Here is a 25,161-nt window from a genome sequence, read left to right as displayed (position 1 = left end):
TAATCACTATTTAAGGCTTTCCACCGATAAGGTTTGAGAGCCTTTTTTCTTTTAAAAAATCGATAATCAGGATATTGAGCAAAATAAGAGAGAATCCATAAAAAGTATCTTCCACTGGAATGGTGATCATTCTTATTCCCAGATTTTCATTATTATTGTACCACACTACCTCCTCTGGAATTGCAAACCCTGTTAATATTCCATTTACAATAAAAAAGGGAATAAGCATCACTAAAAAAGTCCAATAAAAATAACCAAGAGTTTTCTGGTGGTAGATTACTGAGTAAATCAGAATTACAGCGGTTAAAACAAAAGTACTTGAAGTATATAATTTATCAGTATTCAGTATTCCCAGCAAAAAAAAGATTATGATTAAGGAATAGGAAATGATATTAATGCTTTTTTTAGTGTATAATTTATCCGGGAAAAAATATATCAATGAATAATGGGTAAATACACATGCATACGGGATGCAAAAGAAAAATAGCCACTCTTCTAAAGGTAAGCCAAAAATGATCAGGTTGGAGTGATAAGCGGGGTTGAATCCCCAAACTCCAATTTTTGTAAAATAAACGTCCCAGGAAATAAAAATGATCCCCGATATTAATATTGCCGGAAAGAGGTATTTCCAATATTTGAAAAAGGGCATTCTTTTATCAAAGCTACAAAAAAACGGAATTGAAATTGAAGCCAAATTCAGGATAAGGTATAAGGACATACAGGAAAAGACTTTACTTTTTTTGTTGGACAGCAGTTTTTCTAAAATACTTTAGAGGGACAAACAGCATCCCAAAACATTCTCCGTCTTCTTTGGTGATATGTTTATGATGAATTTTGTGAGCCCTTCTAATAGCTTTAAAATAGATATTATTGGAGTTTCTGAGTAGTTTTATTCTTTGGTGAATAAAAATCTCATGAATAAAAAAATAAGCTAAACCATAGACAACTATCCCCATTGCTACATAAAATAGCTCCTCCATAGCAAAGTACTTCCAGCTGACGAAAAGCAAAATACTTGGGGTAGCAAATATTAAGAAGAAAAAATCATTTTTTTCTAATACCTGCTCAGAGTTTTCTTTTACATGGTGGTCTTTGTGAAGTACCCATAAAAAACCATGCATAATGTATTTATGGGCAAACCAAGCCACAAACTCCATAAAAACGAATGTTCCAATAATGATTAATATTCCCATTTTTCTTTTATTGAAGTTTTGTTTGAAAATGAGTTTTTACTTTTGGATAAATAATTTTAAACCAGGCAGTAAAATGGTTACTATTTTCAGAAATTTCCAAATCTAATTCATCAAAATTTACCAATTTCCAGTTTTCCACTTCCTCTTTATTTATTGATGGTAATTCATCAGTAAATCCAAAGAAAACATGATCATATTCGTTTTCGATTAACCCATTTTCAAAGTGAGCAGTATAAGTGAAATCAAAAACATGTTCTAGATGGGTATGCATTCCCATTTCTTCCATCAATCTTCGATTTGCAGCTTCCAGCGTATTTTCCCCCGGAGCTGGATGACTACAGCATGTATTCGTCCATAATCCTCCTGAATGGTATTTATCTTTTGCCCTTTGTTGCAGTAAAAGTTGACCCTTGCTGTTAAAAATAAAGATTGAAAATGCCCTGTGAAGTATACCTTTTTCATGTACTTCCTTCTTGGACATTTCTCCAATCTCATTGTTCTGTTTATCTACGCAAATTACCGATATCCCCGTCATTATCTGTTTTTATTTTCACAATTCATTAAATGTATAAAACCTTCCTTCAAATTTAAATCATTTTAAAATTGGCAATTTTCATTTTGAAATAAGAAAATACCAATATGCTCAATTTTTGGCTATTAGGAATTCTTATTCGGGTTTCAAGAAGGTGCTGTGAGGGTGTGCGCTTTATCTTGTTGAAAAGGTTTTTATAATAGATATAAGCCATATATACTCCAAATCGAGCCTCTTTGGGCAACTGTACAATTCCTGTATAAGCTTCTCTAAAGTCAGCTTCTATTTCGTCCTGAATAATTGACTTTACCTGTGGCGTAAAGTTTCCCACGTCCAGGTTAGGAAAATAAGTTCTGTTCAGACTTTCGTAATCATTTTTAAGATCCCTTAAAAAATTTACTTTTTGGAAAGCAGAACCCAATTTCATAGCCATTGGTTTCAACTTCTTATATTGGTCCGGATTTCCATTTACAAAAACTTTTAAACACATCAAACCTACCACATCGGCCGAACCATAAATATATTCCACATATTTTTCTTTATCATAGATAACCTTGTCCAGATCCATTTTCATGCTTTTTAAAAATGAATCAATGAGTTCATGATCTATTTTGTATTTGATTACGGTAGCTTGAAAACTATTAAGAATAGGATTAAGACTTATTTGATTTCGGATAGATTTATAGGTGTCTTTTTCAAATTCCTCCAATAGTTGTTCTTTATTGTATCCATGAAAAGTATCTACAATTTCATCAGCAAATCTGACAAATCCATAAATACTATAAATGGCATCTCTAATGGAGGGACCTAACATTTTTACAGCAATTGAAAAGGATGTACTATAGGCCTTTGTTACTTTTTTGCTACATGAAAAAGATACATCATCAAAAATTTGTTTCATATATATGGATATTAAATTGTGGAATATTCAAAAAAGGTAGAAATGATAATCATATACTTAAGCAACCTGAAGCTAAAAAAATAAAATTTCAGTTTAATATAATTATAATTTTAGTATTATCACATATGGATTTTTTTTAGTTGGTCATATTAATTTTCTTTCAATTTCTTTTGCGACTATTTCCCCGGAAATAAGTGATGGTGGTACTCCGGGGCCCGGTACAGTAAGTTGTCCGGTAAAATAGAGATTAGGGACCTTTTTACTTTTTATTTTGGGTCTTAAAAAGGCGGTTTGCATCAAAGTGTTTGCAAGGCCATAAGCATTACCTTTAAAGGAATTATAATCTCCAATAAAATCATTTATTGAGTAAGACTTTTTATAGGAAATGTACTTTTTAATTTCCTGGCCAACCAGATTTTCAAGTCTGTCCATTACCAGATCGTAGTACTTTTCCCTCAAATTTTCATTATCTTCAATTCCTGGTGCAACGGGAATTAAAATAATGGCATTCTCTTTCCCTTCCGGAGCCGCCAGTTTATCTGTTTTGCTTGGAAAGCTTGCATAAAATAATGGATCTTCAGGCCATTTAGGATCATCATAAATATCTACCGCATGTTTTTTGAAATCGGCATCAAAAAATAGAGTATGATGTTCTACATTTTTCACTTTAGTATCTATGCCTAAATAGAATAGAAGAGCCGATGGGGCGAGTGTTCTGTTGTTCCAGTATTTTTCTGAATAGCCCCGGAACTTTGGGGGTAATAGTTTCTCGGTGTGGTGGTAGTCAGCTCCAGAAACGGTTATATCTGCTTCGTGAAGTTTTCCATTTACTACAATACCTTTGGCCAGATTATTTTCAACAACAATTTCTTCCACATTCGAATTGTAGAGAAACTCAACTCCTAATTCTTTGGCCAATTCAACCATGGATTTTACCACCTCAAACATTCCTCCTTCAGGGTACCAAGTGCCGAGCTTTAGGTCAGCATAATTCATGAAGTTGTAGAATGCAGGTGTATTTTCAGGTTTCGCTCCAAGGAATAGAACAGGAAATTCTAGCATTTGAACTAAATAAGGATGCTTCAAATGTCCTTTAATTTGCTGACTGATAGATTTGAGGAATAAATTTAATTTCAATAAGGTTTCCTTTGTTACCAGTTCCAGTGGAGAATTTCCTGGTCTGTAAACTAAATCCTTAATGGCTAAATTGTAATTATACTCTGCTTCATTTAGAAAAGCTTCCAGCTTTTTTGAACTGCCTTTTTCCAAAGAATCGAACAAACTATAAAGGTCAGTTAAACTGGCAGGAATGGTATATTTATCTTCCCGGGAAAAATAAACCATATAACCAGGGTCTAATCTGATTAATTTGTAATATTCTTCCACACTTTTACCAAACGAATTGAAAAACCTCTCGAAAACATCAGGCATCCAATACCAGGTTGGTCCCATATCGAAAGTAAAACCGTCCTCCTTTAATTGTCTGGCTCTGCCACCCGGGGAATCATTTTTCTCAAATATTTTCACCTCAAAGCCGGATTTTGCCAGATGACAGGCTACACTTAGGGAAGAAAATCCTGACCCAATTACATTTATTTTTTTTTTCAACTCTAAAATTTTTTGGGGATCTTACTTAATTTCTAATTTTAGTGATTTTGCTTCAGAAAGTTAAAATTTTGCATATTAAAATTACAGCAGACCACTGTGCTTTTTAATCTTCCAAAATTTACTTTAAAGCTTAAATTCACTTTATTGCATTAACCTGGCTGAATCGAAATTGTTTGTAGGATTAGATTAATTCAAGAATATTTTTCACATTTGGGATTAAGGTGAATTTTGACGATGGTTTTTCTATGGTTGGATCATCTAATTTTTTTCCGGCAATCAAAAAGTTACAACCGACATTTAAAAACAATTTATCCAGGTCATTTAAATATTCTTGTAAATTTTCCTGCATAGGATGAGTAGTGAAAAAAGATATAAAGGTTAATTTCTCACCGTAATCTTTAAAAGCCTCTAAGTCTTCAATGGGTACGCTTTGTCCAATATATATTGATTTGAAACCCTTTTTTATAATCATATAATGAATAAAAAGCAGACCCAATTCGTGGATTTCATTGTCAGGAAGGTATAAAACGTAAATCTTGTCGTTTCTTAATTCATTTCCAAACTGAACCCGTTCAATATTTGCATATATTTTTTGTTTGATCAGGTTACTAATAAAATGCTCGTGAGCTGGACAAATAGTATTTATTTGCCATAATAAGCCAATTTCAAATAGTAATGGGATAAAAATTTCCACAAAAACATTTGAAAATGAATCCTCGGCAATTAACTTATTGTAGGTAGTATCAAAAAGAAGATGGTCAAAAGTCAACATGGACAATTTGAGGTAATTGAGATATTGTTCTTTTGAATTCTTTTTTAAAATGAGTTCTTTGATCAGCTCATTGATTTCTACCTCATTTAATTTTGAAAGCTTGGAAATTTTGAAACCATTATTATAGAGTATAGTGACATTTAATAATTTCCTTAAATTTTCAATATTATAAAATCGAATGTTAGAGTCAGTCCGTTCGGGTGACAATAAATTATATCTTTTCTCCCAAATTCTAATGGTATGGGATTTAATGCCGCTTAAATTTTCAAGATCTTTTATGTTGAAAATTGATTTAACGTATTCCAAGGCAATAGAATTTTGTTTAACTTTATACAATTATAATTAAACAAACTGTAATATCCTTATTTTTGTTTTTATCAATGCCGATTAATTTAAATTTATTTTCCTGATATATCAGGAAAATTTGGAAACAATAATTTTTGTAAAGAATAAATTAAAGGTCATTAAGGATTCAATAGGATATGCACTATATTTGTCGGGTCCTCAACAAGTTCTTTTCTGGATGTTTCGGGTTTGTAATCTCGAAACTCTAATTTCCATAAGAATATTCTACCGTACTAATCAAAATTAATTTATTATTGGTAATAGTATTAACCAATACTACAAATTCCATTGATTCGAATTTCAAAGTGCTTCAATGGTACGAATTATTTGCTTTCCAAAAATACTGCTTTAAACAAAAGAATTTCGGGAGAATGCTATGGTCCTCCCATTGATTATACCAGCTGTATATAAACTACCTTGATGAATGGAAAAGTTGTATGATAGTAATTATCAGGAAATAATATTTTCTGCTGATCAGTCATTAATTGAAATTAATTGGAGATTGGAAAGTGAAGACATGTCATTGTATGACTTTAGGAAAGAGATGTTGAAACTGTTTAGGCTACTTCGCAAAATTGCCCCTAAAAAAATCTTATGGAATACCAAAGAGTTAAAATTTATTCTGGCCCCAGAAGTGCAAACCTGGATCAATCATAAATTAGGGTTAATTCCTCAAGTCCAGCATTCAAAAGCGGCACTAATTAATAGCGAGTATATATTTACACTTGTTTCTTTGGAGCAATTGCTTGATGAAATGGAGAATTTATATACAAGCCAAGATTATAAGCCAAAAGTTTTTAAAAGTAAAGACGCTGCAATTTCATGGCTAAGCATGGATTAATTCGGATGAAATATAGGAAATTGCTGATATTTAAGCAATAAAATATTAAATTCAAGCATGATGGTTTTAAAATTATAAAAAATATTAGACTGATAATCAATAAGTTATAATTTTTTTTTCATCATTTTTAATTTTGGTATCTATTTTGGATAATTGTTTAGCAACTCAACTAGCAAAATCCATTAAAGTATGGAAATAACAAAAGAACAAACAAATTTATTTTATGATGAAATTTCAGATTGCATCATAGATAAGTGGAGCGAGGCGAATGAAAATGAATCAGCAAAAATTCAATTAGAAGAATCAATTGAGTTTGCAAAAGAGTTGTCAGGAAGTGAGGATTGCTATAAGTGGTTGGTGGATTTATCAGATCTCAAACCAGGTAAGAATAATTCTGATGGATGGGTTTACATCGACTTAATTCCAAGATTAATAAACTCAGGATATACCAGTATAGCAATAGTGAAGGATGATTATGATTGTTTAAATGATCGGGAATTAATAGATGTAATCAAGATCGGTCAGTTTAAAATTGGACAATTCAGAAATTTTGAAAAAGGAAAAAATTGGTTAATTGGACAATAAGTGTTCTGAAAACTAACATTAGCAGATAGACTCAGCCAGCTATGAATAACAACGTGCCATATTTGATAATTCTTTTGGGCATAGGACAAATGATAATGGCACGTTTTTTTGAAGATTTGAAGGTTTTTTTAAACCGCTAAAGATATATAAGATTAGTTTTTTGGTTAGTTAGTAGTTCGGTAGGCTAGGCATCTTTGTGCTTAGCCTACTTTGTTTTACAAGAAATAGTTTTGCATGAAGGCTGAATTTACCTACTTTACAGGATAGATTTATGCACAGTCTGATTTTATAAACAATTTGTTGATTTTGGGTCTTAAGTAAATTAAGGTTATTTTGCCGGTTCAAAATTCTAACAAATAATTTAACCATGAAAAAATTTAATTTAACCCTATTCATTTTTAGCTTCATTCTATTTTTAATATCGTGTGATAAAAAAGCTTCAGATAATGAAGGAGGTGATGAATCCCAATCAGAAACAACCTCCCCGGTTTCTTGTACATATAGCTATTTAAAAGATTCTACAACTGTGGAATGGACCGCCTTTAAACTAACCGAGAAAGTTGGAGTAGGAGGGAAGTTCGATGAATTTAAGGTACTTAGTGCAAAGGAATCTGGTTCTCCAAAAGAATTATTAAATGGCTTAGAATTTAGTATTGAAACTGGAAGTGTAAACACAGAAAATCCAATTAGAGATCAAAAAATAGTAGAAAGCTTTTTTGGTACATTGACCAATACAGGTATGATTACCGGGAAAGTTGCTGCTCTGGAAGGCGATGATAATTCAGGGAAGGCCACAGTAAATTTAACACTTAATGAAATTGAAAAAGTAGTTGAATTGGCTTATGCTGTCAAAGGAGAACAGGTTTATTTAGAAGGGGAAATAAATGTAGGTGATTGGGATGGAATGGCTGCTATCGATGCTTTAAATAAAGTTTGTCTGGCTGGTCATACTGGTACTGATGGGGTGAGTAAGCTTTGGCCTGATGTGGAACTCAATATATCCTCGAAATTAGTAAAAAATTGCCCTAATTAATATTTGAAATGTAAGACTTATTTGACTTGCTTTTTCTGCCTTTTAATGAAAAAGTAAGTCAAATTTTTTTTGAAGTTGTCTAAAGTATAACCTCTCTAATGTGAAAGGTAGCATATTGTTCTATGCTGCTTCGATTTTTTCTCAAATAATCTCCATTATTCTATGGTGTAACCAATCCGCCTCAAAACTGGATCGCCTAAAACAAAATCTATTCATGCTTATTAAGAAATCCTTTGCTTTAGACAACTTCTTTGTATAAAAATTCCCACCAGTTTAAATTATCCCAATAATTCTGGAATAAAGCTCAGTAAAATATCTTATCAATATCACCCTCAATTTGACTCCTGGTTTGGTTGGCTGATAATTTCATTTAGAAAAGCAATTCTTTCTCTTTCAATCATTTTTTTGAAAGGCTAATCCTTGTTCTCTGCATTCCTACTTCCTTGTTGGGTAAATCATAGTATTTCTTTATTTTATTCAGGGCCATAAATCTGAATTACAGAAAACAAAAAGCAGGAATTAATGAGACCTGATGAATTTAAGTACCATCTTATTTGGTTTTATTTCTTAAATTAAAAATGTAGCATCTTATATTTAAAACCTAAATCGAACTTGGTTGAAATTTTAATTTATTCCAATAAATAATGATAAGAAGAAATTTTATAAAGGGAGTTTCATTGGCAGGGCTTGGTAATTTTCTCCCAAAAATAGGGAACGGACAAAATTCAGATTCCAAAGCAAAAGAGGACCGTGAGTTTTGGGTCACTACTACAGAAAGAATTTCCAGACCAGTTTTGGAGGCGTTGAGTCAGGGCAAACTCAAAGCGTTGATGCCGGTAGAGGCAAAGGAAGGGCACCGAACAAATAGGGGAGAAGTTACCTATCTGGAAGCTTTCGGAAGATTATTGGCGGGTGTTGCACCATGGCTGGAGCGTGGTGAAGGAACTGATGCTGAAGGGAAATTAAGAAAAGAATTTATTGATTTAACTTTAAAATCCCTTGGTCACGCAGTTAATCCCAAATCCCCGGATTTTATGAATTTTACAAAAGGAGGACAACCTGTAGTAGATGCAGCATTTTTATGTCATGGATTGTTGAGGGCTCCTCAGCAACTTTTAGGAAAATTGGAGGAAGCGGACAAAATCAATTTAATAAATGCCTTAAAATCCAGTCGGGTAATCACACCTTATTATAATAATTGGCTTTTGTTTAGTGCGATGGTGGAAGCCTGCTTGTTGGAAATTACCGGAGAGTGTGATATGATGAGAGTTGACTATGCGGTAAAAAAGCATCTTGAATGGTATTTGGGAGATGGTGTATATGGTGACGGAGAAGAATTCCATTGGGATTACTATAATAGTTATGTAATTCAACCCATGTTGTTAGATATTCTGTTTATTTTGAATAAACATGAAAAAAGGAATGGAGATAAATATGATTTGGTATTAAAAAGGGCAATCCGATATGCAGCCATTCAGGAAAGATTGATTTCCCCGGAAGGGACTTTTCCTCCCATAGGGAGATCACTACCGTATAGATTTGGTGCTTTTCAGGTATTGGCCCAAATGGCTTTAATGAAAAAACTACCTGAGGGTGTCTCTCCAGCACAAGTCCGATGTGGTTTAACGGCTGTAATAAAAAGGATGATTGAAGCCAATGGAACTTTTGATAATAAAGGATGGCTTACTATAGGCTTTTGCGGACATCAGCCAGATATTGCTGAAACCTATCTCTCCACCGGGAGTATGTACCTGTGTTCGGTAGGTTTGCTGCCATTAGGGTTACAACCAAATGATGAATTTTGGACTTCACCTGCAAAGGATTGGACGGCAAAAAAAATCTGGTCGGGGGAGAATCTACCCAATGACAAAGCCTTGAAATAATTCGGGTTAATGGAGATACCCCAAAAAGGATTTTAACTTTTAAGGGTATCTTCTTTTTACTCAAAAAATTCCACAGGAATAACGGAATAATACTCATCCCCGGGCACTATCCATTGAAGAGATAATGTTTCCTCTCCTTTGCTACTTAGATATTTCAATGAAAAATCATGACTGCCTTGGGTAAGGTCCAGCACAATTTCCTGATCTTCCTCACTATCTGAAATGACTACCCGGTTATTGATACTTAATTCTCCTTTTCCCGATTTTTCCATCTTAAAAAAGTATTTTCCCACCTTCTCTATTTTCAATTTTCCTTTGGCAATCAGGTAAAAAGATTCCGAAATGGGTGAGAATACTGATTTTCCTTTAAAATGGATTTGGGGAACAAAGAGCTCATCCAGTGGCGAAACACTTTCTGCTATTTCAGGAAGACTACTGGAAAAGTTATGATTTTCGGGTGAATAAAATCGAAATGATATCCCTTTTTCAATAGGTTTGTCCTTTAAATCCTGGATTGATAAACCAGGGATTTGTGTGATTTTTAATACTTCTTCCGAATCCAGAGAGAGAATCCATCTTACAATTTTGGAAGCATCGCGGCTTTTTAAAAATGGGTGTTTGCTCATTTGTGCTCCTCCCCAAATGCCACCTCCACCATTTATAATTTTGTCGGAAAGATTCTTGATATTTTCATTATTCGTTTCATATCGTTTTGCTATTTCATTATAAGGCGGGCCAACCGTTTTATCCTGAATATTATGACAATTCAGGCAATCATCATTTCGAATAATGGACAAAGCATTTTTCTGACTCTTTTTTTTTTGCTGATTTACTTGTTGTTCGCCAGAGTTCCCACAACTAAAAAAAACTCCAAACCCGGCAATTATCCCGGTTTGAAAAATAATTTTCTTCCAATTACACATAAAAAAACGCTAATCAATAATTTTTTCTGAGACTAATTACCCCATTGACACCGATTATCCTAGGCAATCAATAGAGACAAATTTCTAGTAAAGCCAATATCATATTATTGACAGATAGCGAATGATAGTTTACTTTGAGTTGAGCGTAAAGATAATGGGAATAATACCTAAAACAATACCTGCTCCTTTGATAATTAATCCCCAGTTTCCTTCAGGAGAAATAATAAAACAAAATAAAAAAATCATCAAGCCTGTGAGGAGGGGAAGAAATAAACTTTTCCAGCGTGATTTTTCCATTTTTTGGTTGGTTGTAGGTACAATACTAATGGCACTGTAACCGGTAATCAATCCCGAATATTGGGGAATTTTGAAATATTGTATACTTAAATTATCTTTTCAACATCTTTATAAGAATTCAAGTTCTGAAAAGCCTTATTTGATTAGAATGGGGGTGGAAGTCAACAAAGATTTTATTTTAAATTTAATTCCTAAGGGATGGAACTCAATAACTGCGGATCAAATTTTCTACTAATTACTAATCACTAATCATTCATCCAAACAGGTTTTAGTTTTGGTTTATGCTGTTTTCCCAAAATATCTCCATATAATTCGGGTCTTCTGGCATTTCGGTAACGGTAGCCACCGGCAAGTTTTAATTTCTCTGGTGTGACAACTGCCAGGCAGATGTCATTATCAAAACTTTTTATTTCAGAAAGGATTTCCCCATAAGGATCGAGAATCATGGAATTACCATTTTTCAAATGTTCTCCATCGTAGCCAATCGGGTTGGAAAAAACATAATAAACCCCATTATCATAAGCTCTGGCAGGAAGCCACCTAAGTAACCATTGCCGGCCTTTAGGACCGTCAAATTCCATTCTTAATGGAACAGGATCTATATCCCTTTTTTGCCAAAGTTCATTGGATACATAGCCTCTTCCTGGCATGGCTGAAGGTGTACATCCGGTTACATGAGGGGCAAAAATAATATCAGCACCCAAAAGTGTGGTAGCCCTTACATTTTCAATTACATTGTTGTCATAGCATATGAGAATACCACATTTCCAACCCAGTAAATCAAAAGTTACATATTCATTTCCCGGGGACATATACTTGCTTATAAAAGGATGGAGTTTCCTGTATTTTGCTTTCAATCCGGTTTCATCCACACATATATAGGTGTTGTAAATTTCATCACCCTCTTTTTCCACAAGTCCTGCAAGTATCGGTATCTTATATTTTTTGGAAAGTTGAATCAGGGTTTGTGTACTTGGTCCTTCTGGTATTGGTTCAGCATAATCCAGGACCTCCTCCTTTGACAAATCCTTAAAAAATGTATAAGCCGTAATACTCATTTCGTGAAAACTAACCAGGTCTGCACCCTTTGCTTTTGCACTTGCTGTTAAGTTTTCAATTACCGAAAGGTTATAAACTTTATCGCCATCTTTTGGCTCGAATTGAGCTGTTGCTATTTTTAAAGGTTTCATCTTTTGAACTAAATTAAAAAGAGGATAGGGGAGTACTCTCCATCCATTCAATCATAAAATAAACTGGGTAAAAACAAGGAAATTTCAGGAATATAGGTTACCAATAACAGAATTAAGAAGCTAACCAAAAGGAAGGGCATGCCAGCCGTACTTACTTTTCCAATAGAAATTTTTCCTATACTTGACGCCACAAACAAACAAACACCAACCGGTGGAGTGGTTAATCCAATTATCAGGTTTAAAACAGCTATTACAGAAAACTGGACCGGATCAACTCCTACGCCAACTGCTACTTTGAGTAGAATTGGGAAAAGAATTAACAAGGCAGCTACAGTTTCCATAAATGTTCCGACCACAATAAGGATTAAATTAATCAGCAATAAAATAAGGATTTTGTTTTGGGTAATATCCAGCAGACCAGCTGCTATTTGCTGGGGAATTCGTTCGGTAATTAATATCCAGCCAAATAAATTGGCAAAGCCAACCAGTACCATTAGCGAAGCGGAAGTTTTTAAGGAATCGATAATGATAACAGGAAGTCTTTTCCAGGTAAGTTTTTTATAAACAAACATGCCTACCAATATGGCATATATTACCGCAATAATGGAGGCTTCTGTGGGTGTAAATATCCCTCCTATTATGCCAAAAAGGATAATTAAAGTCATGAGTAATGCCCAGAAAGTTTCCAGAAAACCCTGAGAAATTTGTTTAAAAGAGCTTTTAGGTAACTTTGGATATTTCTCTTTTACAGAAATGACATAGGCTGTAATCATCAAACCAATACCCAGTAAAAAACCAGGTACAGCACCCGCTACGAATAGTTTTCCAACAGAAAGTCCGGTTAAGGTTCCGGCAATAATCATGGGAACACTTGGTGGAATAATTGGACCAACTGTAGAAGAGGAAGCTGTTACTGCACAGGAAAAACCTGTTTTATATCCTTCTTTATTCATGGCGGGAATCATAATTGAACCTATACTGGCTGTATCGGCTACCGCTGTTCCTGAAATTCCTGCGAATAACATGGAAGAACCAATGTTTGCCATAGCCAGTCCCCCTCTCACATGCCCAACCAGATGATTACAGAAAGCAATAATTTTCTCGGTAAGTCCGCCACTATTCATGATATTACCTGCCAGAATAAATCCCGGGACACTAAGTAACACAAAAACATCAATTCCCGAATACATTTTAAGCGGGACAATCAATAAGGGAATATCGGATACGAGAATATAACCCATACAGGATAAACCCAGTGCAATAGCTATAGGGATTCGAATGATAAGGGCTATTATAAATATGGAAACGAGTAGAAATATCATAATTTTTTAAATGCTTTCAATAATTGTAAAAAGGAAAAGTACGCCATGAATAAACCTAAAATGACCATACTAATAAAGGGAATAGCCATACTTATTCCCAAACTTGGTGAAGTCTCTACACTTCCTAATTGTATAAAGAAAATGGAATAAATCAGAAAAATAGTAAACAGTGCAAAGTTTAAAAGGCTGATGCCTACATTAAGTAAAGTTTTTACTTTGTCTGGAAATTTGTCGTAAAATACATCCAGTGCTACAAAGTAATGATCTTTTAGGGCCAGCCCGGCTCCAAAGCTGATGGCAAATATGAAAAAAACACGGGAAGCTTCCTCTGTCCATGAAGGAGCACTTTCCAGGGCAAAACGGGCAAATATTTGCACACAGACCATTCCAATTAGCCCGGTTGTACTAATCAAAGTCCCGTACTTCAGGAACCTTGATATTCCCTTATTAAGATGATTTACCATAGTTTATTTAAGTTCTTTTATTTTGGTGTAAAGTTTCTGCATGTCTGGGGATAGACTTTGGTAAACTGCCGGGGCTGCTTTTTCCTGAAATGCTGCTTTGTCCACTTCGATGAATTCCATGCCTTTTTCCTCAATTAATTTTTTAAAAGTAGATTCCCTTTCTAAAAAAAGCTGATGTTCGTAATCCTGCATTTCTTTGGCACATTCAAGAAATAGCTTTTGCAATTCGGGGGAAAGTTGTTGGAATTGCTTTTCTCCTACCATAATGTATCCCCAACTCATGAGGTGTTCGGTTTGATTGAGGTATTTTTGCACCTCAAAAAAACTTGAGGTGTAGATCATGGCTAATGGGTTTTCCTGAGCTTCAATAGCCCCTTGTTGCAGGGAAGTAAAAACTTCAGAAAAGGCCATTGGAGTGGGTTTGGCCCCAGAGGCTTCCCATGCGGAAACATAAGAAGGGACATTTGGAACCCTAAGAATGATGCCATTCAAATCATCCGGGTGTCGGATAGGGCGATTGGTAGTAAGGTATCTTGGCCCACGGACAAAATAGGCAACAGGTCGCAAACCGGTTTCTTTCAGTAACTTATCTTCGATATATTCCCCAATATCACCTTCCGTGACCTTGAGCATGTGGTCATCATCTCTAAAAAGGTAGGGCAAATCTGAGAAACATGCCACTTCAGACCAATTCTGGAGCGTGCCTCCCGTAATGGTCATGTCTACAATTCCTGCTTTAATGCTGCGAATAATTTCTACTTCTTTTCCCAATTGCTCACTGGGAAATACCTGCACATCAATCTCACCATTTGATCGTTCTTTTAAAATTTCAGAGAAATGCAGGAACGCTTTATGCCAGGTATGTTCTTCATTGGCCACATGGCCTATTCGAAATATATATTTGGCTTTCTTTTCTTTTTGCTGGCAATTGGATAGAAAAGACAGGCAAACAATTAACAATAATACCTTCCTCACAATTAGTTATTTTTCATTTTCAATTTTGAAATAGCAAGTTAAAACGGACCTTCAATAAAATTTAAAAGCAAATTTATCTACAGTCATGTGCATAAAAAAAATTCGATCAATTTGACATTGATAATCCGTATGTGAATCTAATTATATGCCTCAAAAATGGGTGTTAGTCGTACTAATACTTCGATCACTAAATTATTCCTCAATGATAAACTTTTGTACCCTCCAATTCAATACTTCTGTAACATATAAATCATTGTTTTTGCCTACTGCAATACCATGAGCAGCTCGAAACTGTCCCTGTTCATTTCCAGGGCCTTTATTAAAAGTAGCCAAAACATTTCCCTTGGTATCCAATTTTAATACGCGTTCTGCATCACCATCCGACATATAAATTTCGTCATTTGGTGTAATGGTAAGCCCCCAGGGTTTTCCAACTACATCGCTGTTCCAGCTGGATTTAAAATTTCCTTCCTTCGAAAACACCTGGATTCGGCTGTTGTGACGATCTGCCACAAAAATATCTCCTTTAGAATCAATTACAATATTATGTGGATTATTAAACTGGCCTGATTTTTCTCCAAATTCACCCCAAGCCCTGATAAACTTTCCGTTTTTATCCAACTGGACTATTCTTGAATTCCCATATCCATCGGCAATATACAAATCATCATTACTGCCAAAAGCTATATCTGCTGGTTTAAAAAATAAAACCATATGTCGGGTGCTATCATATTGTCCACTTGTTCCATAATTTCCCAAAACCATTTGTAGTTTTCCTTCAGGATCAAATTTCAGAACAGTGTGGGCATCCAAATCTGTGGTCCAGATATTATCATCCTTATCAATTCTCAGTCCATGTGGCGCCATGAACAATCCCTTACCAATCGATCTTATATAATTTCCCTTGGTATCAAATTCCATTAACTGATAAGTCCCTTTATTAAATACAAAGATGTGTCCCTTTGAATTAGTGGCCACTCCTGTAACTGAAAGGAAATTTCCATCCACAGGGTTTTTAAAAAAATCGGGTACTGATTTTAATTTTAAATCCTGTGCATGGAGGAAGCTTAAGGAAAAAATAAAGACGAAAGGTACCAGAAATTTTTTCATGAGTTTGTTTATTAAAAAATCAGAAACAATTAAGTTCCACTGATTGTCACCAAAAATAAGGTGATGATAATCAAAAAAATTTAATTAGTGAATCCTAAAATTAATAATTTCCAATTAATTGACCCTAAACCACCAGAAATTTATATTGAATATGAGTCAATAGGCATTTCTGAATTTCCATGTAAAGAATTAATTCCTATTGTCAGTCGAAATCTGCTTTTAGAAGCCTGCATGACCTGTAAACTTTCATCTACAGCAATCAATATTTTTCCCATGGAATGGGTCCTATTTACAATTTTAAATTTTTTATAGCTTCAAAGTTTTCCAGGTATTTCTGATAGGCTTCTTCAGAGTTTATCACAAGCATTACCTCAAAGTTTTTTCTTAGCGAACGTTTGGTCAGGTTCTGGGAACCTGTGAGGACGTAATACTTCATTTCTCCTTTTTCCCTAAATTTTATCAGGAAATATCGGGTATGCATCTTTGCTGTTTTTTTCCCGAGTAATTCAATATTATCACTAATTCCCTTGATGAGTTCCTTGGTTTCATCATCGTTTTCCTTGCTGGTGATAATATCGATCTTGGCTCCCTGATCACTAAGTTCATTAAGTTTATCGATTACATCATCCCTTTTTTCATCCCATTTCGAAACTGCAATTTTGATATCAGCTTCGGAAGGATTTTCAATTAAATCCAGCATATTGATCACATGATCTTTTCCATATTTTTTACCATTTTTCCGTTTGGGAAAGAACCCGGCATAAATCGTTTTTGCCGGATTATGCACTGTAAAATAATTAAATTCATTCAGCTTATTAGCCTTCCCCAGTTTTTCCATTATTTTCCAATAAGTGAGATAACCTTCGTAGATAGCGGCATCCTCAAAAATGATCAAATCCTGAAGTCTTTCATCACTTACTTTAGCAAAATTGGAAGAAGTTTGCAAAACCACATTGCTCACAGGGCCATTTTTTCCGTTTACCATGGAGCAGATTATAAACTTGTTATGAATAATTGCCTTTCCTGAAATATTGTTATCAAACTGATAAAAGCGGGTCAGTTTTCTATTAAAATATTCATAAAGATCTTTGTTGTCTTCATGACTCGTTTCTCCATAATCCACAATAATGTGAACTTTTACCCCTCTTTTTTGAGCTTCGAGTAAGGCTTCTTTTATTCTTTTAGAACTTAATTTGAAAACAGATAAATGGATGGACGCTCCTTCCGGGACCGCATTAATGAGTTTTTCAATATGTTTAAAAACAGTTTTATCATTTTCCTCTTCATGAATTTTCTGTGGATCGGTAAAGGTGATTAGTGGAAGTGAAAAATCAAGTGAATGATTTGCTTTCTGGCCATACATTGGAATAGAAATGCAGAACAGGAAAGCAAAAAGGAAAACTTTATAGGTATTGAATTTCATTTTAATCATTACTTTTAAGCATGATGTCCTTTAGAGAAGTTGTTTAAAGTTATTTTTTTGATTGTTAATAGCCTATTTAAAACACCTTACAACTTCAATCTGAAACTTAAAGCTAAAAAATTCATTGGATTGGTACATTCCCTTACTGTTATTTTTTGCCGGATTTGCTGCAGGAATTGTAAATACCCTGGCTGGCAGTGGAACGGTATTTACACTGGCAGCCCTGCTTTTATTAGGTATTCCTTCCAATATTGCCAATTGTACGAATAGGGTAGGGGTGCTATTTCAAAATCTCGTTGGAATGGCCACTTTTATAAAGTATGACCAGTTCTCCCTGAAAGGCAGCAAAAAAAGATTTTTATTCGCAACTCTGTTTGGTGCCTTGGTGGGTGCTATTCTTGCAGTGGAAGTTTCTTCTGGTTTGTTGGATAAAATTATTGGGGTGGTAATGGTATTTTTGTTATTTGTGGTCCTTACAGATCCAAAAAGGCGGTTATTGGCAAAAGGCATAAATCTTTCCTCAGGAAATTTATTCAGAGACAGTATCATTTTTTTCCTGATAGGCCTCTACGGTGGTTTTATACAGGTTGGGATCGGCATTTTCGTTTTAGTCGCCTTGTCTATTTTTTCGGAAATGGATTTGATAAAGGCCAATGCATTCAAGCTTTTTATTATTTTATTATATACCATTCCCACATTGGCTTACATGATTTATCAGGGGAAAGTGATCTGGATTCCTGCAATTTTACTTACCGTTGGGCAGGTGGTTGGTGCTTATTGTGCAGGAAGGTTTGCCAGCAAAAATAAAAATGCGGAAAAATGGGTAAAGTATCTTTTGATAATTATGATAATTGCCACTATTATTAAAACGATATTTTTCTAGCATTTACAAATACAATTAAATATGTCAAAAATTACTAAGCATAAGATTAAATTTTTTGGGAATTATATAATGCTGGGCTTTGTCTTTACCATCGTCTTTATCATTCCTGTAATTGTCATCGAACACCAGGCCTTGCTATTTAATATCATTTTTTCCCTAATTTTTGTGGTGTCGGCTTTTTCCATGTTTAAAAATGCCACGAAAATTAAGTGGCTGGCATTTACAGCAGTGGTTACCGAGTGGATAGCTGTGATTTATAACCTGAATGAGCTGGAAATTTTATCCAAAGCAGTAAATATTTTGTTTTTCTCCTTTATGGTTTTCAATTACATTCTGCAAATTGCGCAGAGTAAAAAAGTGACAGGTACTGTAATAGTAGAATCAATAAATGGGTATTTGATGTTGGGAATGGTATTTTCTATTTTTATAGCTACTGTTTCAGTATTAGATCCAGGGGCATTTAACTTTCCAAAAGGAGAGCCAACCCTGGGCGATTGTTTTTACTTTGGTTTCGTCACTTTATCTACCCTTGGTTATGGGGATATCCTGCCGGTTTCTCCCTTTGCCAGGTCATTTTCTACCCTCACCAGTGTCACAGGTCAGATTTATGTGGCGATAATAATGGCAATGCTTGTAGGAAAATATACCAGTAATCGCGATGTTGATTTGGAAAAATGAAAACTAACCCTTCAAAAAACAATGGTACTTTAGAATGAAAATGTTGTTCTATTTTGAATACTTAAGGTATCCGGGAAGAATTTAAGCACCCGTGCTCCACACCGGGTGCTCCACACCGGGAACTATTATTTCCGAGAAATAGTAATCTCTCTATCAGTCTTTTATGGCAAAATAATAAACGGTTAATTTTGAATTACTACTTTTTATGCATTTATAATTTCGTCACTACAAGTTGCTGAGTTTCTCCAGCCTTAAGGATAACCTTAATAGCATTATCTTTAAGTCCGCCTAATAATTGTTCCGAAGTGTTATTGGATAAATTGGTGATTTGATATTTGGCATTTTCTTCTACTACAAACCATTCGGGAAATTGATTGATTCTTGGCCAGTCCATCGGCATTTTCATATTATTTTTATGTCTTGGGGTATCGAACAAAACTTTCCCCTCCCAATTGATATCTGAAGATATTTGTACATAAAGGGAATCCCCGGATTGTTGGGCAGCAAGGTTAACGCCTTCATTCCAGGGTTGAACCGCTAATCCTTTTGATTTCCACAAACAATACATAATCGTAGTTCTGGCAAAATTACCATCTCCATGCCAGCCTTCAATAATTCCTGATGGCTGTTGTTTGCCCCACATAATCTGGGTTTCACTGTCTATCCAGCTGGCCACACTTTCATCGGGAATCCGATTGTATAAATTGAGGGCACTTTCTATGGCATCGGCATAGCCATCACTACTGCCATGTTCCCAATCAAAATTTTTGTAATTATCCAAATGTGCAAAAACTTTAAGCACAGCATCTTTATAAGCTTCTTTTTTATCAAGCAGATAAATTGTATAAAATCCATTTAGGGTATAGCCCCAGGTATCTGCCACCCCATCCCATAGCACTTCTCCAGTTTGTGGATTAATTGCATTATAAAATAAACCATCTTCATTTCTACCTTTAGCCAGGATATCATCCAGCATAGTATAAAGTGGTTCCTTGTAAATGTCCTTTTTTTCTGGACGGGCAAAGTGCATAGTAGCGTATATTTCACAAAGTCCTGAAATTAACTCACATCCATGATCTCTCAGCCTGAGCCTTTCAAAATTTTTAGTAGGATGATTTTCTCCGAGTAAGTAATAGTCAGCAATTTTTTCTGCCCAGTTTAAATATTTTTCTTTTCCCGTCATCCAGTAGATTCTGGAAAGAATTTGTAGCAATTCTCCATTGATTTCCGGCAAACCATCCCCAAAAGATTCACCATCTGATCCTCTTTGCACCACTTCTGCCTGAATTTGAAATTCATCCAGAATATTAATCATTCTCTCCGACCAGGGGCTGGTTCCCAGCCATTCAGTGAGTGGCAATAAGCCATCTTTCACATATTCAGAGCTTCCAAACAAAATGGCGAAAGTATCCAATTCTTCCTGATCGAACCCATTTTTTTCGAAATTGTAAGTATCGGGAAGTGCGCCAATTCTGGAAGTTATTTCGGTTTCTTTTTCCAAAATGTCCATCATTTTCCCATTAAATAATTCCTGGCTGGTAAAAGCAGATGTCAATACCATGAAGGGATAATTATCTGCCGCTGCATCTTTCGCATTCCAGATATTTTTGTTTTTTTGGAGGTTTCTGGGAATTAGGCCTGTTTCAGGATCAGTTTCTTTGAGCCACGCATGGACAAACTTCAAACTTTTTTGAAAACCCTGATTAGCCAGTTTCGCATCTTTGGAAAGTGATTCTTTCAGTGCAGGTGAAAATGATTTCTTTTCACAGGAAAATAAAAATACGGTAAAAATGATTAGGGGGAAGTAAAGTTTTTTCATTTTCAAATATTAGAGTAGTTTAGTTAATAAGGCTATCTTAAAGACAAAACTAAGCAAAGCGTTAGGTTTTTTCCGCATAATAATTATAGCATATAATAAGCTGTAAAATCAGGAAACATGCTTTTTTTATAAAAATAGGCTTAGGTCTTATTTAAATGTACCAATTATTTGTGGCATATTTCCTTTTCTATTGTGCCAAAATGGATACTGATGATTAGTTTTAGTATTTTAAGCGTACAAAAATGAACATGGATCAGACTTCAACAAAATCTTCAAAAGGAAAATTAGGAATGCTATCATTAGCCTTTTTCATCCTGAGTGTATTGCTATTCAGTTTTGTACTATACAAAGTGAGCACAGAAGGAAATGTGAATTTGTTTGATAACCTGCCAGTGGGCACAGCTTTTTTCGGGAGTATATTGTGTAACGTTTCAGGGCTAATCACAGCCCTATTAAGTTTTATAAAAAAAGAAAAAACAAAACTAAAATTTGCTGGATTTTTCGGAAACTTTGTATTTTTATTTTCCTTCCTGTTTATTCTGTTGAATAGTTTTTAAAATTACTATGAATGAAATTTTAGATTTAGAAGAAGATAAAGATAAAAGGAGAGGAAAAATCTCCGTAAAGCTGTTTTTTATTGCTATTTTTTTAATGTCTTTGCCTTTAATTATAGGTCTCTTAGGAAGACTAAACTTTATAACCATTTCATCAGACATTTATATTTGGAACTGGAAGTTTTTTGCTTTTTCAATATGTTACCTGACTGGAATTGTACTTGGATTTATTGGTTTTGTATATTCCATTCATGCATTCGATAAAAAGGAACCCGGCAAGATTAAATATGTAGGATTAATGGGTAATGGAGCAATTGTTTTATTGTTCTTCGTAATTATAGGAATTACTTTTTTTGATGTATTCGAATCATATATTCAATAAATTAAATGTGTGGTACAATCTGCATCTGGTTTTACCAAGTACCAACTCCTAATAACCCTTTTCTCTCACTTGATTAAAGTTTAATACCCGCAATGGAATTGTTAAAACTTCAAATAAAATTTAGTTTTTAACCTGATTTGAACGAAGGAAATTAAAAACGGTCATTTAAGGGAAATACATATGTAATTGATTTGTTTACTCTTAAAGAAATTATCAATCTAAAATGCAAATACTGCTATATATATTTTATCAGTTATTGGTTTCCTTAATTGGGGCGGTAATGATGGCTTTTAGTTTTCAGCAGTTTTTTGGAATTAATGGTCAAGGATTTGCCCTTGAATTTTCAATAGCCAAATTCCCATTTTTTCAGATAATAGGATCAATGATTGTGGCAAGTATTATTGCTCCTTTTCTAAGAATTTGGATTCGCAATAATGGAAAAATTATAATTGTAGGTTTTACAGGCTTACTATTTGGGTATTACTTTCCCTATTTTGTTTTATACCTGATCAAACCTGATTTTATGGATCATTACATCATTTTACTTTATCCTCTTATTCCTTCATTAGTACTGGGACATTTTGCAGGCAAAGCCTTAAAAAGTGAATGAATAGAAAATATTGAATTTTATGAATGAAATCCACCTGGTTTAAGTTTTTAAACTTAAATTCTTAAAATAAGAACCAGTTTGAAACTGGTTTAGCATCATGGAAGTTACAAACTTCTATTTAATATTTAAGGCTTAAGTAGTCACTTTGCTAATACTTAAGCCAGTTTTAGAGAATAAAAAGTTTTAGATTTATTGGAAAACATTTTAGACGATCAAAACCTGGAAAAACCGCAGGGAAGTAAAGGGAAGGTTTCAAGCTATTTTTTTCTGGCCACCTTGTGTTTATTTGTCGTAGGCCTTTTACCTAACTTTCTTAGCTTAAATAAGATATTCATGCCCAGAATATTAACTGAACTGGGTGTATTTGGAAGTATGATTTGTTCTATTATCGGAGTAGGATTAGGGGTAGTTAGTATCATTAAAAAAGAAAAATCTAAACTCCAATTAGTTGGAATAATTGGGAATGGTATATTTATGCTATTTTACCTTTCCATTTTGGCTTATGTTTTTTGGATGTCCAGGAGTTAAAAATGTGATTAGGTTTTTTCGGATTATAACAGATTGCCTGAATTAATTCTAAAATTCAAAATGTTCTGGGAAGATTTTATTTTTGAAAAACCCTGCATCTTAGTAAAATGCTAAATAGGACGCTGGGTCACCAAAATACAGACCCTATGGTGGATTTCCCTATGCTTTTCTGTAACTATCTTTTAGGCCAAATGTAAAATGTTACAATCAGGATTTTTAATAATAATTTCAGTTTTAGTGCTTCCGGTTGTGGTGGCACAACCAGAATCCATAACAATTGAATGGCGGGAAAATCTGCCCGGAGACTTTTCCTTTGTCAACAATTGGAGTTATCCTGAAGGTGTTTATAAGAACCAGTTTGGGCAATTAAGTTGTGATGGGCTTTGTCCGGAAGGACTTGATCAACTTAAATTAGAAAATGGAAAGATTCCAAAGGAAAATTTAGAGGTTTTCTATCAAATTCTGGATACAACACACTTCACATATTCCATTCAATCTGAAGCCTGGTGTTATGAGTTTTTTGGAACAAATTTTATTCATTTAACTGAATCTCCTGCATCAACAATGATATGGGAAACTGAAAAAAATGCTGCCACCCATTGTTTCCTCAGACTACAAATAGAGGGAGATAAATGTACACCCATTATTGTTTTAAACAGTATTACCGCTACAGAAGAACAGGTTTTCAATTTCAAGAAAGGCTTTATTCGGATTGATAAACATCTCTGGGAAAAGGGAATATTTAAGGCGGTGATTGACTTTACTTTTCATAACCACCTCGATCCTCTAAAAGAAATCTTCTGGAAAGGACAAATTCTTTCTGAATTTCAAAGATAACAAATTTCCATAGTCCATTTTTTCAATTGTTGGGTATTTATTAAAGAACAAACAAAGCCATTTTTTTGATATTCGCCATCAATAACTGATAAACAAATTGGAATGAAAGGACAATTCCTCAATCTTTTGGTAGTAGGCATGACTCTCGGAACGGCATGGGCCATCAGGGGGCAATTCGGACATGAACAAGGGGCTGCCTGGGCCGGAGCAATTGGTGCCATTTGTATTTTGCTCGTAGCAAAAAGGGAAGATTGGTATGATAAATTGTTTAAAGCCACTTTAGCGGCTGCAATAGGGTGGGGGATAGGAGGAATAATGAGCTATGGTAGGGTTGTAGGTTATGGAAGGGGGATTGATTTTGGAAATGTGTACTATGGCTTATTGATGTTGTTTGTGATTGGAGGGTTATATGGTTTTTTGGGAGGAGGTTTATTCGGATTGACACTAACTGACTCTTCCAAAAGTAAGGTCAGTTGGTCCAACTTATTGATCGGCATGACAGTTGGCGGGATTATTTGTTATTTTTTCCTCATTATAGAATGGGAATGGCTGATGACACCTCCAAGATCAGAAGTATGGGCAGTTTGTTTAGGAATGGCTTTTTATCTAGTCTGGTACCTCATTCAGCATAAACACCAAAATGCTTTAAGGGTTGCCGTTTTTTCGGGTTTAGGTGGTGGTTTTGGTTTTGCCTTTGGAAACTTCCTAATGGTGTTGGGAAGTACATCCGGAATCGCTTTCAATTTCTGGAACGTAATGGAATATTCCCTGGGATTTTTCGGTGGAATGGGAATGGCCTACGGTACTTTTACGGCTCAGTGGGAAGAATCTGACACTATTCAACAAAAAAACAGTTACCTGATCCCCTTAATTTTAGTGGTTTTTTTTATTCCATTTGTAGTCTGGGATCAATCCTTTGAGTTGGAACGTTTGCAGAAAAATTATACTGATTTAGTGGAGGGTAATCCTGACTTTGCCGCTAGTCTTGTTCAATTATTGGTGCTTGTAATCATCATTTTCCAGTTTGGAATTGTGTTGGTAAAGTATTTTATTCTTAAACCAGTCAACACTAATTTTTCAAGGATGGAGGTAAAAGGATTTTTCATGAGCCATTTTGCCATTTATTTAATATTAAGTTTATTAATAACGGGTGCATTAATCAGTACTTACAGAATTGAGCAATACCTGTATCTTGTTAATTATCTGATTATCATGATAATACTTCCGAAACTATCTCCAGTTTTTTCCCCACGGGTAATAAAACCATCCAAATGGCTGATTAATTTTTTAGGTCTGCTGATATTCTTTTCCATCCTGGCGTTGATTGCCATTAATATCCACGGGGAAATGCCCGGAATGCAACAAAGATTTGATTTTTAATTTCTCCTAAAAAATTATTCTGATTTTAAAAGTTTGCGGTAAACCTAAATTTCAAATTAGTAAATCCCCAACCTAAGCAGGGTCATCCAGAAA

Annotated in this window: 26 protein-coding genes; 12 read left to right on the top strand and 14 right to left on the bottom strand. The window is 34.5% G+C overall.

The genetic code is table 11. The annotated features are described in order from the left end of the window. Positions 1–10 precede the first annotated feature (10 nt). The 6 genes from A3EM_RS0110050 to A3EM_RS0110020 all read right to left on the bottom strand — a co-directional run bounded on the left by A3EM_RS0110050 (position 11) and on the right by A3EM_RS0110020 (position 5,312). Positions 11–718 carry a lycopene cyclase domain-containing protein gene (locus tag A3EM_RS0110050; protein WP_020528074.1) on the bottom strand — a complete coding sequence of 236 codons (708 nt, stop codon included), beginning with the start codon at positions 716–718 and terminating at the stop codon, positions 11–13. Between the two features lie 13 nt (positions 719–731). Beyond that, a complete protein-coding gene (locus A3EM_RS0110045; protein ID WP_020528073.1) occupies positions 732–1,193 on the bottom strand; it encodes a sterol desaturase family protein in 462 nt (153 codons plus the stop codon). Positions 1,194–1,200: 7 nt separating this feature from the next. Beyond that, complete coding sequence (gene idi / locus A3EM_RS0110040) at positions 1,201–1,728, bottom strand: isopentenyl-diphosphate Delta-isomerase (protein ID WP_020528072.1); 528 nt, start codon at positions 1,726–1,728, stop codon at positions 1,201–1,203. Positions 1,729–1,780: 52 nt separating this feature from the next. Next, on the bottom strand, positions 1,781–2,626 hold the full coding sequence (locus A3EM_RS0110035; RefSeq protein ID WP_020528071.1) for a phytoene/squalene synthase family protein: 846 nt from the start codon (positions 2,624–2,626) through the stop codon (positions 1,781–1,783). A 144-nt stretch (positions 2,627–2,770) separates the two neighbouring features. Next, entirely contained in the window at positions 2,771–4,234 is a 1,464-nt protein-coding gene (locus A3EM_RS0110025) for a phytoene desaturase family protein (protein ID WP_020528069.1), read from the bottom strand. Positions 4,235–4,415: 181 nt separating this feature from the next. Next, positions 4,416–5,312: a MerR family transcriptional regulator gene (locus A3EM_RS0110020; RefSeq protein ID WP_169513344.1), complete on the bottom strand. Its 897-nt coding sequence runs from the start codon at positions 5,310–5,312 to the stop codon at positions 4,416–4,418. Between the two features lie 463 nt (positions 5,313–5,775). On the opposite strand from A3EM_RS0110020, the gene A3EM_RS0110010 reads away from it, so the two are divergent. The 4 genes from A3EM_RS0110010 (at position 5,776) to A3EM_RS0109985 (ending at position 9,693) form a co-directional block, all read left to right on the top strand. Continuing rightward, entirely contained in the window at positions 5,776–6,192 is a 417-nt protein-coding gene (locus tag A3EM_RS0110010) for a hypothetical protein (protein WP_020528066.1), read from the top strand. 189 nt (positions 6,193–6,381) lie between these two features. Then, a complete protein-coding gene (locus tag A3EM_RS0110005) occupies positions 6,382–6,777 on the top strand; it encodes a hypothetical protein (protein WP_020528065.1) in 396 nt (131 codons plus the stop codon). Positions 6,778–7,144: 367 nt separating this feature from the next. After that, positions 7,145–7,810, top strand: coding sequence for a YceI family protein (locus tag A3EM_RS42005; protein WP_020528063.1), 666 nt, complete (start codon positions 7,145–7,147; stop codon positions 7,808–7,810). A gap of 644 nt (positions 7,811–8,454) precedes the next feature. Then, positions 8,455–9,693: a DUF2264 domain-containing protein gene (locus A3EM_RS0109985; protein WP_020528061.1), complete on the top strand. Its 1,239-nt coding sequence runs from the start codon at positions 8,455–8,457 to the stop codon at positions 9,691–9,693. A 56-nt stretch (positions 9,694–9,749) separates the two neighbouring features. Here the strand turns inward: A3EM_RS0109985 and A3EM_RS45680 are convergent, their stop codons facing one another. Further along, the gene (locus A3EM_RS45680) at positions 9,750–10,616 is read right to left on the bottom strand and encodes a PA14 domain-containing protein (RefSeq protein ID WP_020528060.1); all 867 of its coding nucleotides are present in this window, start codon (positions 10,614–10,616) and stop codon (positions 9,750–9,752) included. A 121-nt stretch (positions 10,617–10,737) separates the two neighbouring features. Between A3EM_RS45680 and A3EM_RS47500 the strand changes: the two genes are divergently transcribed. Then, positions 10,738–10,953, top strand: a complete 216-nt coding sequence (locus tag A3EM_RS47500; protein ID WP_157637808.1) for a hypothetical protein — start codon at positions 10,738–10,740, stop codon at positions 10,951–10,953. A 205-nt stretch (positions 10,954–11,158) separates the two neighbouring features. On the opposite strand, the gene A3EM_RS0109970 is transcribed toward A3EM_RS47500, so the two are convergent. From A3EM_RS0109970 to A3EM_RS0109940, 6 genes are all read right to left on the bottom strand, one after another. Further along, positions 11,159–12,103, bottom strand: coding sequence for a nitrilase family protein (locus tag A3EM_RS0109970; protein WP_026210212.1), 945 nt, complete (start codon positions 12,101–12,103; stop codon positions 11,159–11,161). Positions 12,104–12,150: 47 nt separating this feature from the next. After that, complete coding sequence (locus tag A3EM_RS0109965; protein ID WP_020528057.1) at positions 12,151–13,425, bottom strand: TRAP transporter large permease; 1,275 nt, start codon at positions 13,423–13,425, stop codon at positions 12,151–12,153. Then, positions 13,422–13,889 carry a TRAP transporter small permease gene (locus A3EM_RS0109960; protein ID WP_020528056.1) on the bottom strand — a complete coding sequence of 156 codons (468 nt, stop codon included), beginning with the start codon at positions 13,887–13,889 and terminating at the stop codon, positions 13,422–13,424. Before A3EM_RS0109960 ends, A3EM_RS0109965 begins: the two co-directional genes overlap by 4 nt. Positions 13,890–13,892: 3 nt before the next feature. Then, complete coding sequence (locus tag A3EM_RS0109955) at positions 13,893–14,864, bottom strand: TRAP transporter substrate-binding protein (RefSeq protein WP_020528055.1); 972 nt, start codon at positions 14,862–14,864, stop codon at positions 13,893–13,895. Between the two features lie 192 nt (positions 14,865–15,056). Continuing rightward, positions 15,057–15,974, bottom strand: a complete 918-nt coding sequence (locus tag A3EM_RS41995; RefSeq protein WP_020528054.1) for a peptidyl-alpha-hydroxyglycine alpha-amidating lyase family protein — start codon at positions 15,972–15,974, stop codon at positions 15,057–15,059. Between the two features lie 289 nt (positions 15,975–16,263). Then, on the bottom strand, positions 16,264–17,397 hold the full coding sequence (locus A3EM_RS0109940; protein ID WP_169513343.1) for a phospholipase D-like domain-containing protein: 1,134 nt from the start codon (positions 17,395–17,397) through the stop codon (positions 16,264–16,266). Between the two features lie 124 nt (positions 17,398–17,521). Between A3EM_RS0109940 and A3EM_RS0109935 the strand changes: the two genes are divergently transcribed. Further along, entirely contained in the window at positions 17,522–18,280 is a 759-nt protein-coding gene (locus A3EM_RS0109935) for a sulfite exporter TauE/SafE family protein (RefSeq protein ID WP_020528051.1), read from the top strand. A 21-nt stretch (positions 18,281–18,301) separates the two neighbouring features. Beyond that, positions 18,302–18,958: a potassium channel family protein gene (locus A3EM_RS0109930; RefSeq protein ID WP_020528050.1), complete on the top strand. Its 657-nt coding sequence runs from the start codon at positions 18,302–18,304 to the stop codon at positions 18,956–18,958. 211 nt (positions 18,959–19,169) lie between these two features. Here A3EM_RS0109930 and A3EM_RS0109925 read toward each other — a convergent pair whose 3' ends face one another. Further along, a complete protein-coding gene (locus A3EM_RS0109925; protein WP_020528049.1) occupies positions 19,170–20,777 on the bottom strand; it encodes a hypothetical protein in 1,608 nt (535 codons plus the stop codon). A 564-nt stretch (positions 20,778–21,341) separates the two neighbouring features. Between A3EM_RS0109925 and A3EM_RS0109915 the strand changes: the two genes are divergently transcribed. From A3EM_RS0109915 to A3EM_RS0109895, 5 genes are all read left to right on the top strand, one after another. Next, entirely contained in the window at positions 21,342–21,713 is a 372-nt protein-coding gene (locus A3EM_RS0109915) for a hypothetical protein (RefSeq protein ID WP_020528047.1), read from the top strand. Between the two features lie 223 nt (positions 21,714–21,936). Further along, positions 21,937–22,323: a hypothetical protein gene (locus tag A3EM_RS0109910; protein ID WP_020528046.1), complete on the top strand. Its 387-nt coding sequence runs from the start codon at positions 21,937–21,939 to the stop codon at positions 22,321–22,323. Positions 22,324–22,515: 192 nt separating this feature from the next. Beyond that, positions 22,516–22,851 (top strand): hypothetical protein, encoded by a 336-nt coding sequence (locus A3EM_RS0109905; RefSeq protein WP_020528045.1) that lies wholly within the window; start codon positions 22,516–22,518, stop codon positions 22,849–22,851. A 198-nt stretch (positions 22,852–23,049) separates the two neighbouring features. Further along, positions 23,050–23,688, top strand: a complete 639-nt coding sequence (locus tag A3EM_RS0109900; RefSeq protein ID WP_020528044.1) for a hypothetical protein — start codon at positions 23,050–23,052, stop codon at positions 23,686–23,688. A gap of 102 nt (positions 23,689–23,790) precedes the next feature. After that, positions 23,791–25,068 carry a hypothetical protein gene (locus tag A3EM_RS0109895; protein WP_020528043.1) on the top strand — a complete coding sequence of 426 codons (1,278 nt, stop codon included), beginning with the start codon at positions 23,791–23,793 and terminating at the stop codon, positions 25,066–25,068. The last annotated feature ends 93 nt before the right edge of the window (positions 25,069–25,161 follow it).

The sequence above is a fragment of the Flexithrix dorotheae DSM 6795 genome, from assembly GCF_000379765.1.
GTDB classification, from domain to species: domain Bacteria; phylum Bacteroidota; class Bacteroidia; order Cytophagales; family Flammeovirgaceae; genus Flexithrix; species Flexithrix dorotheae.
This window is presented reverse-complemented; position numbering and strand designations above follow the sequence as displayed.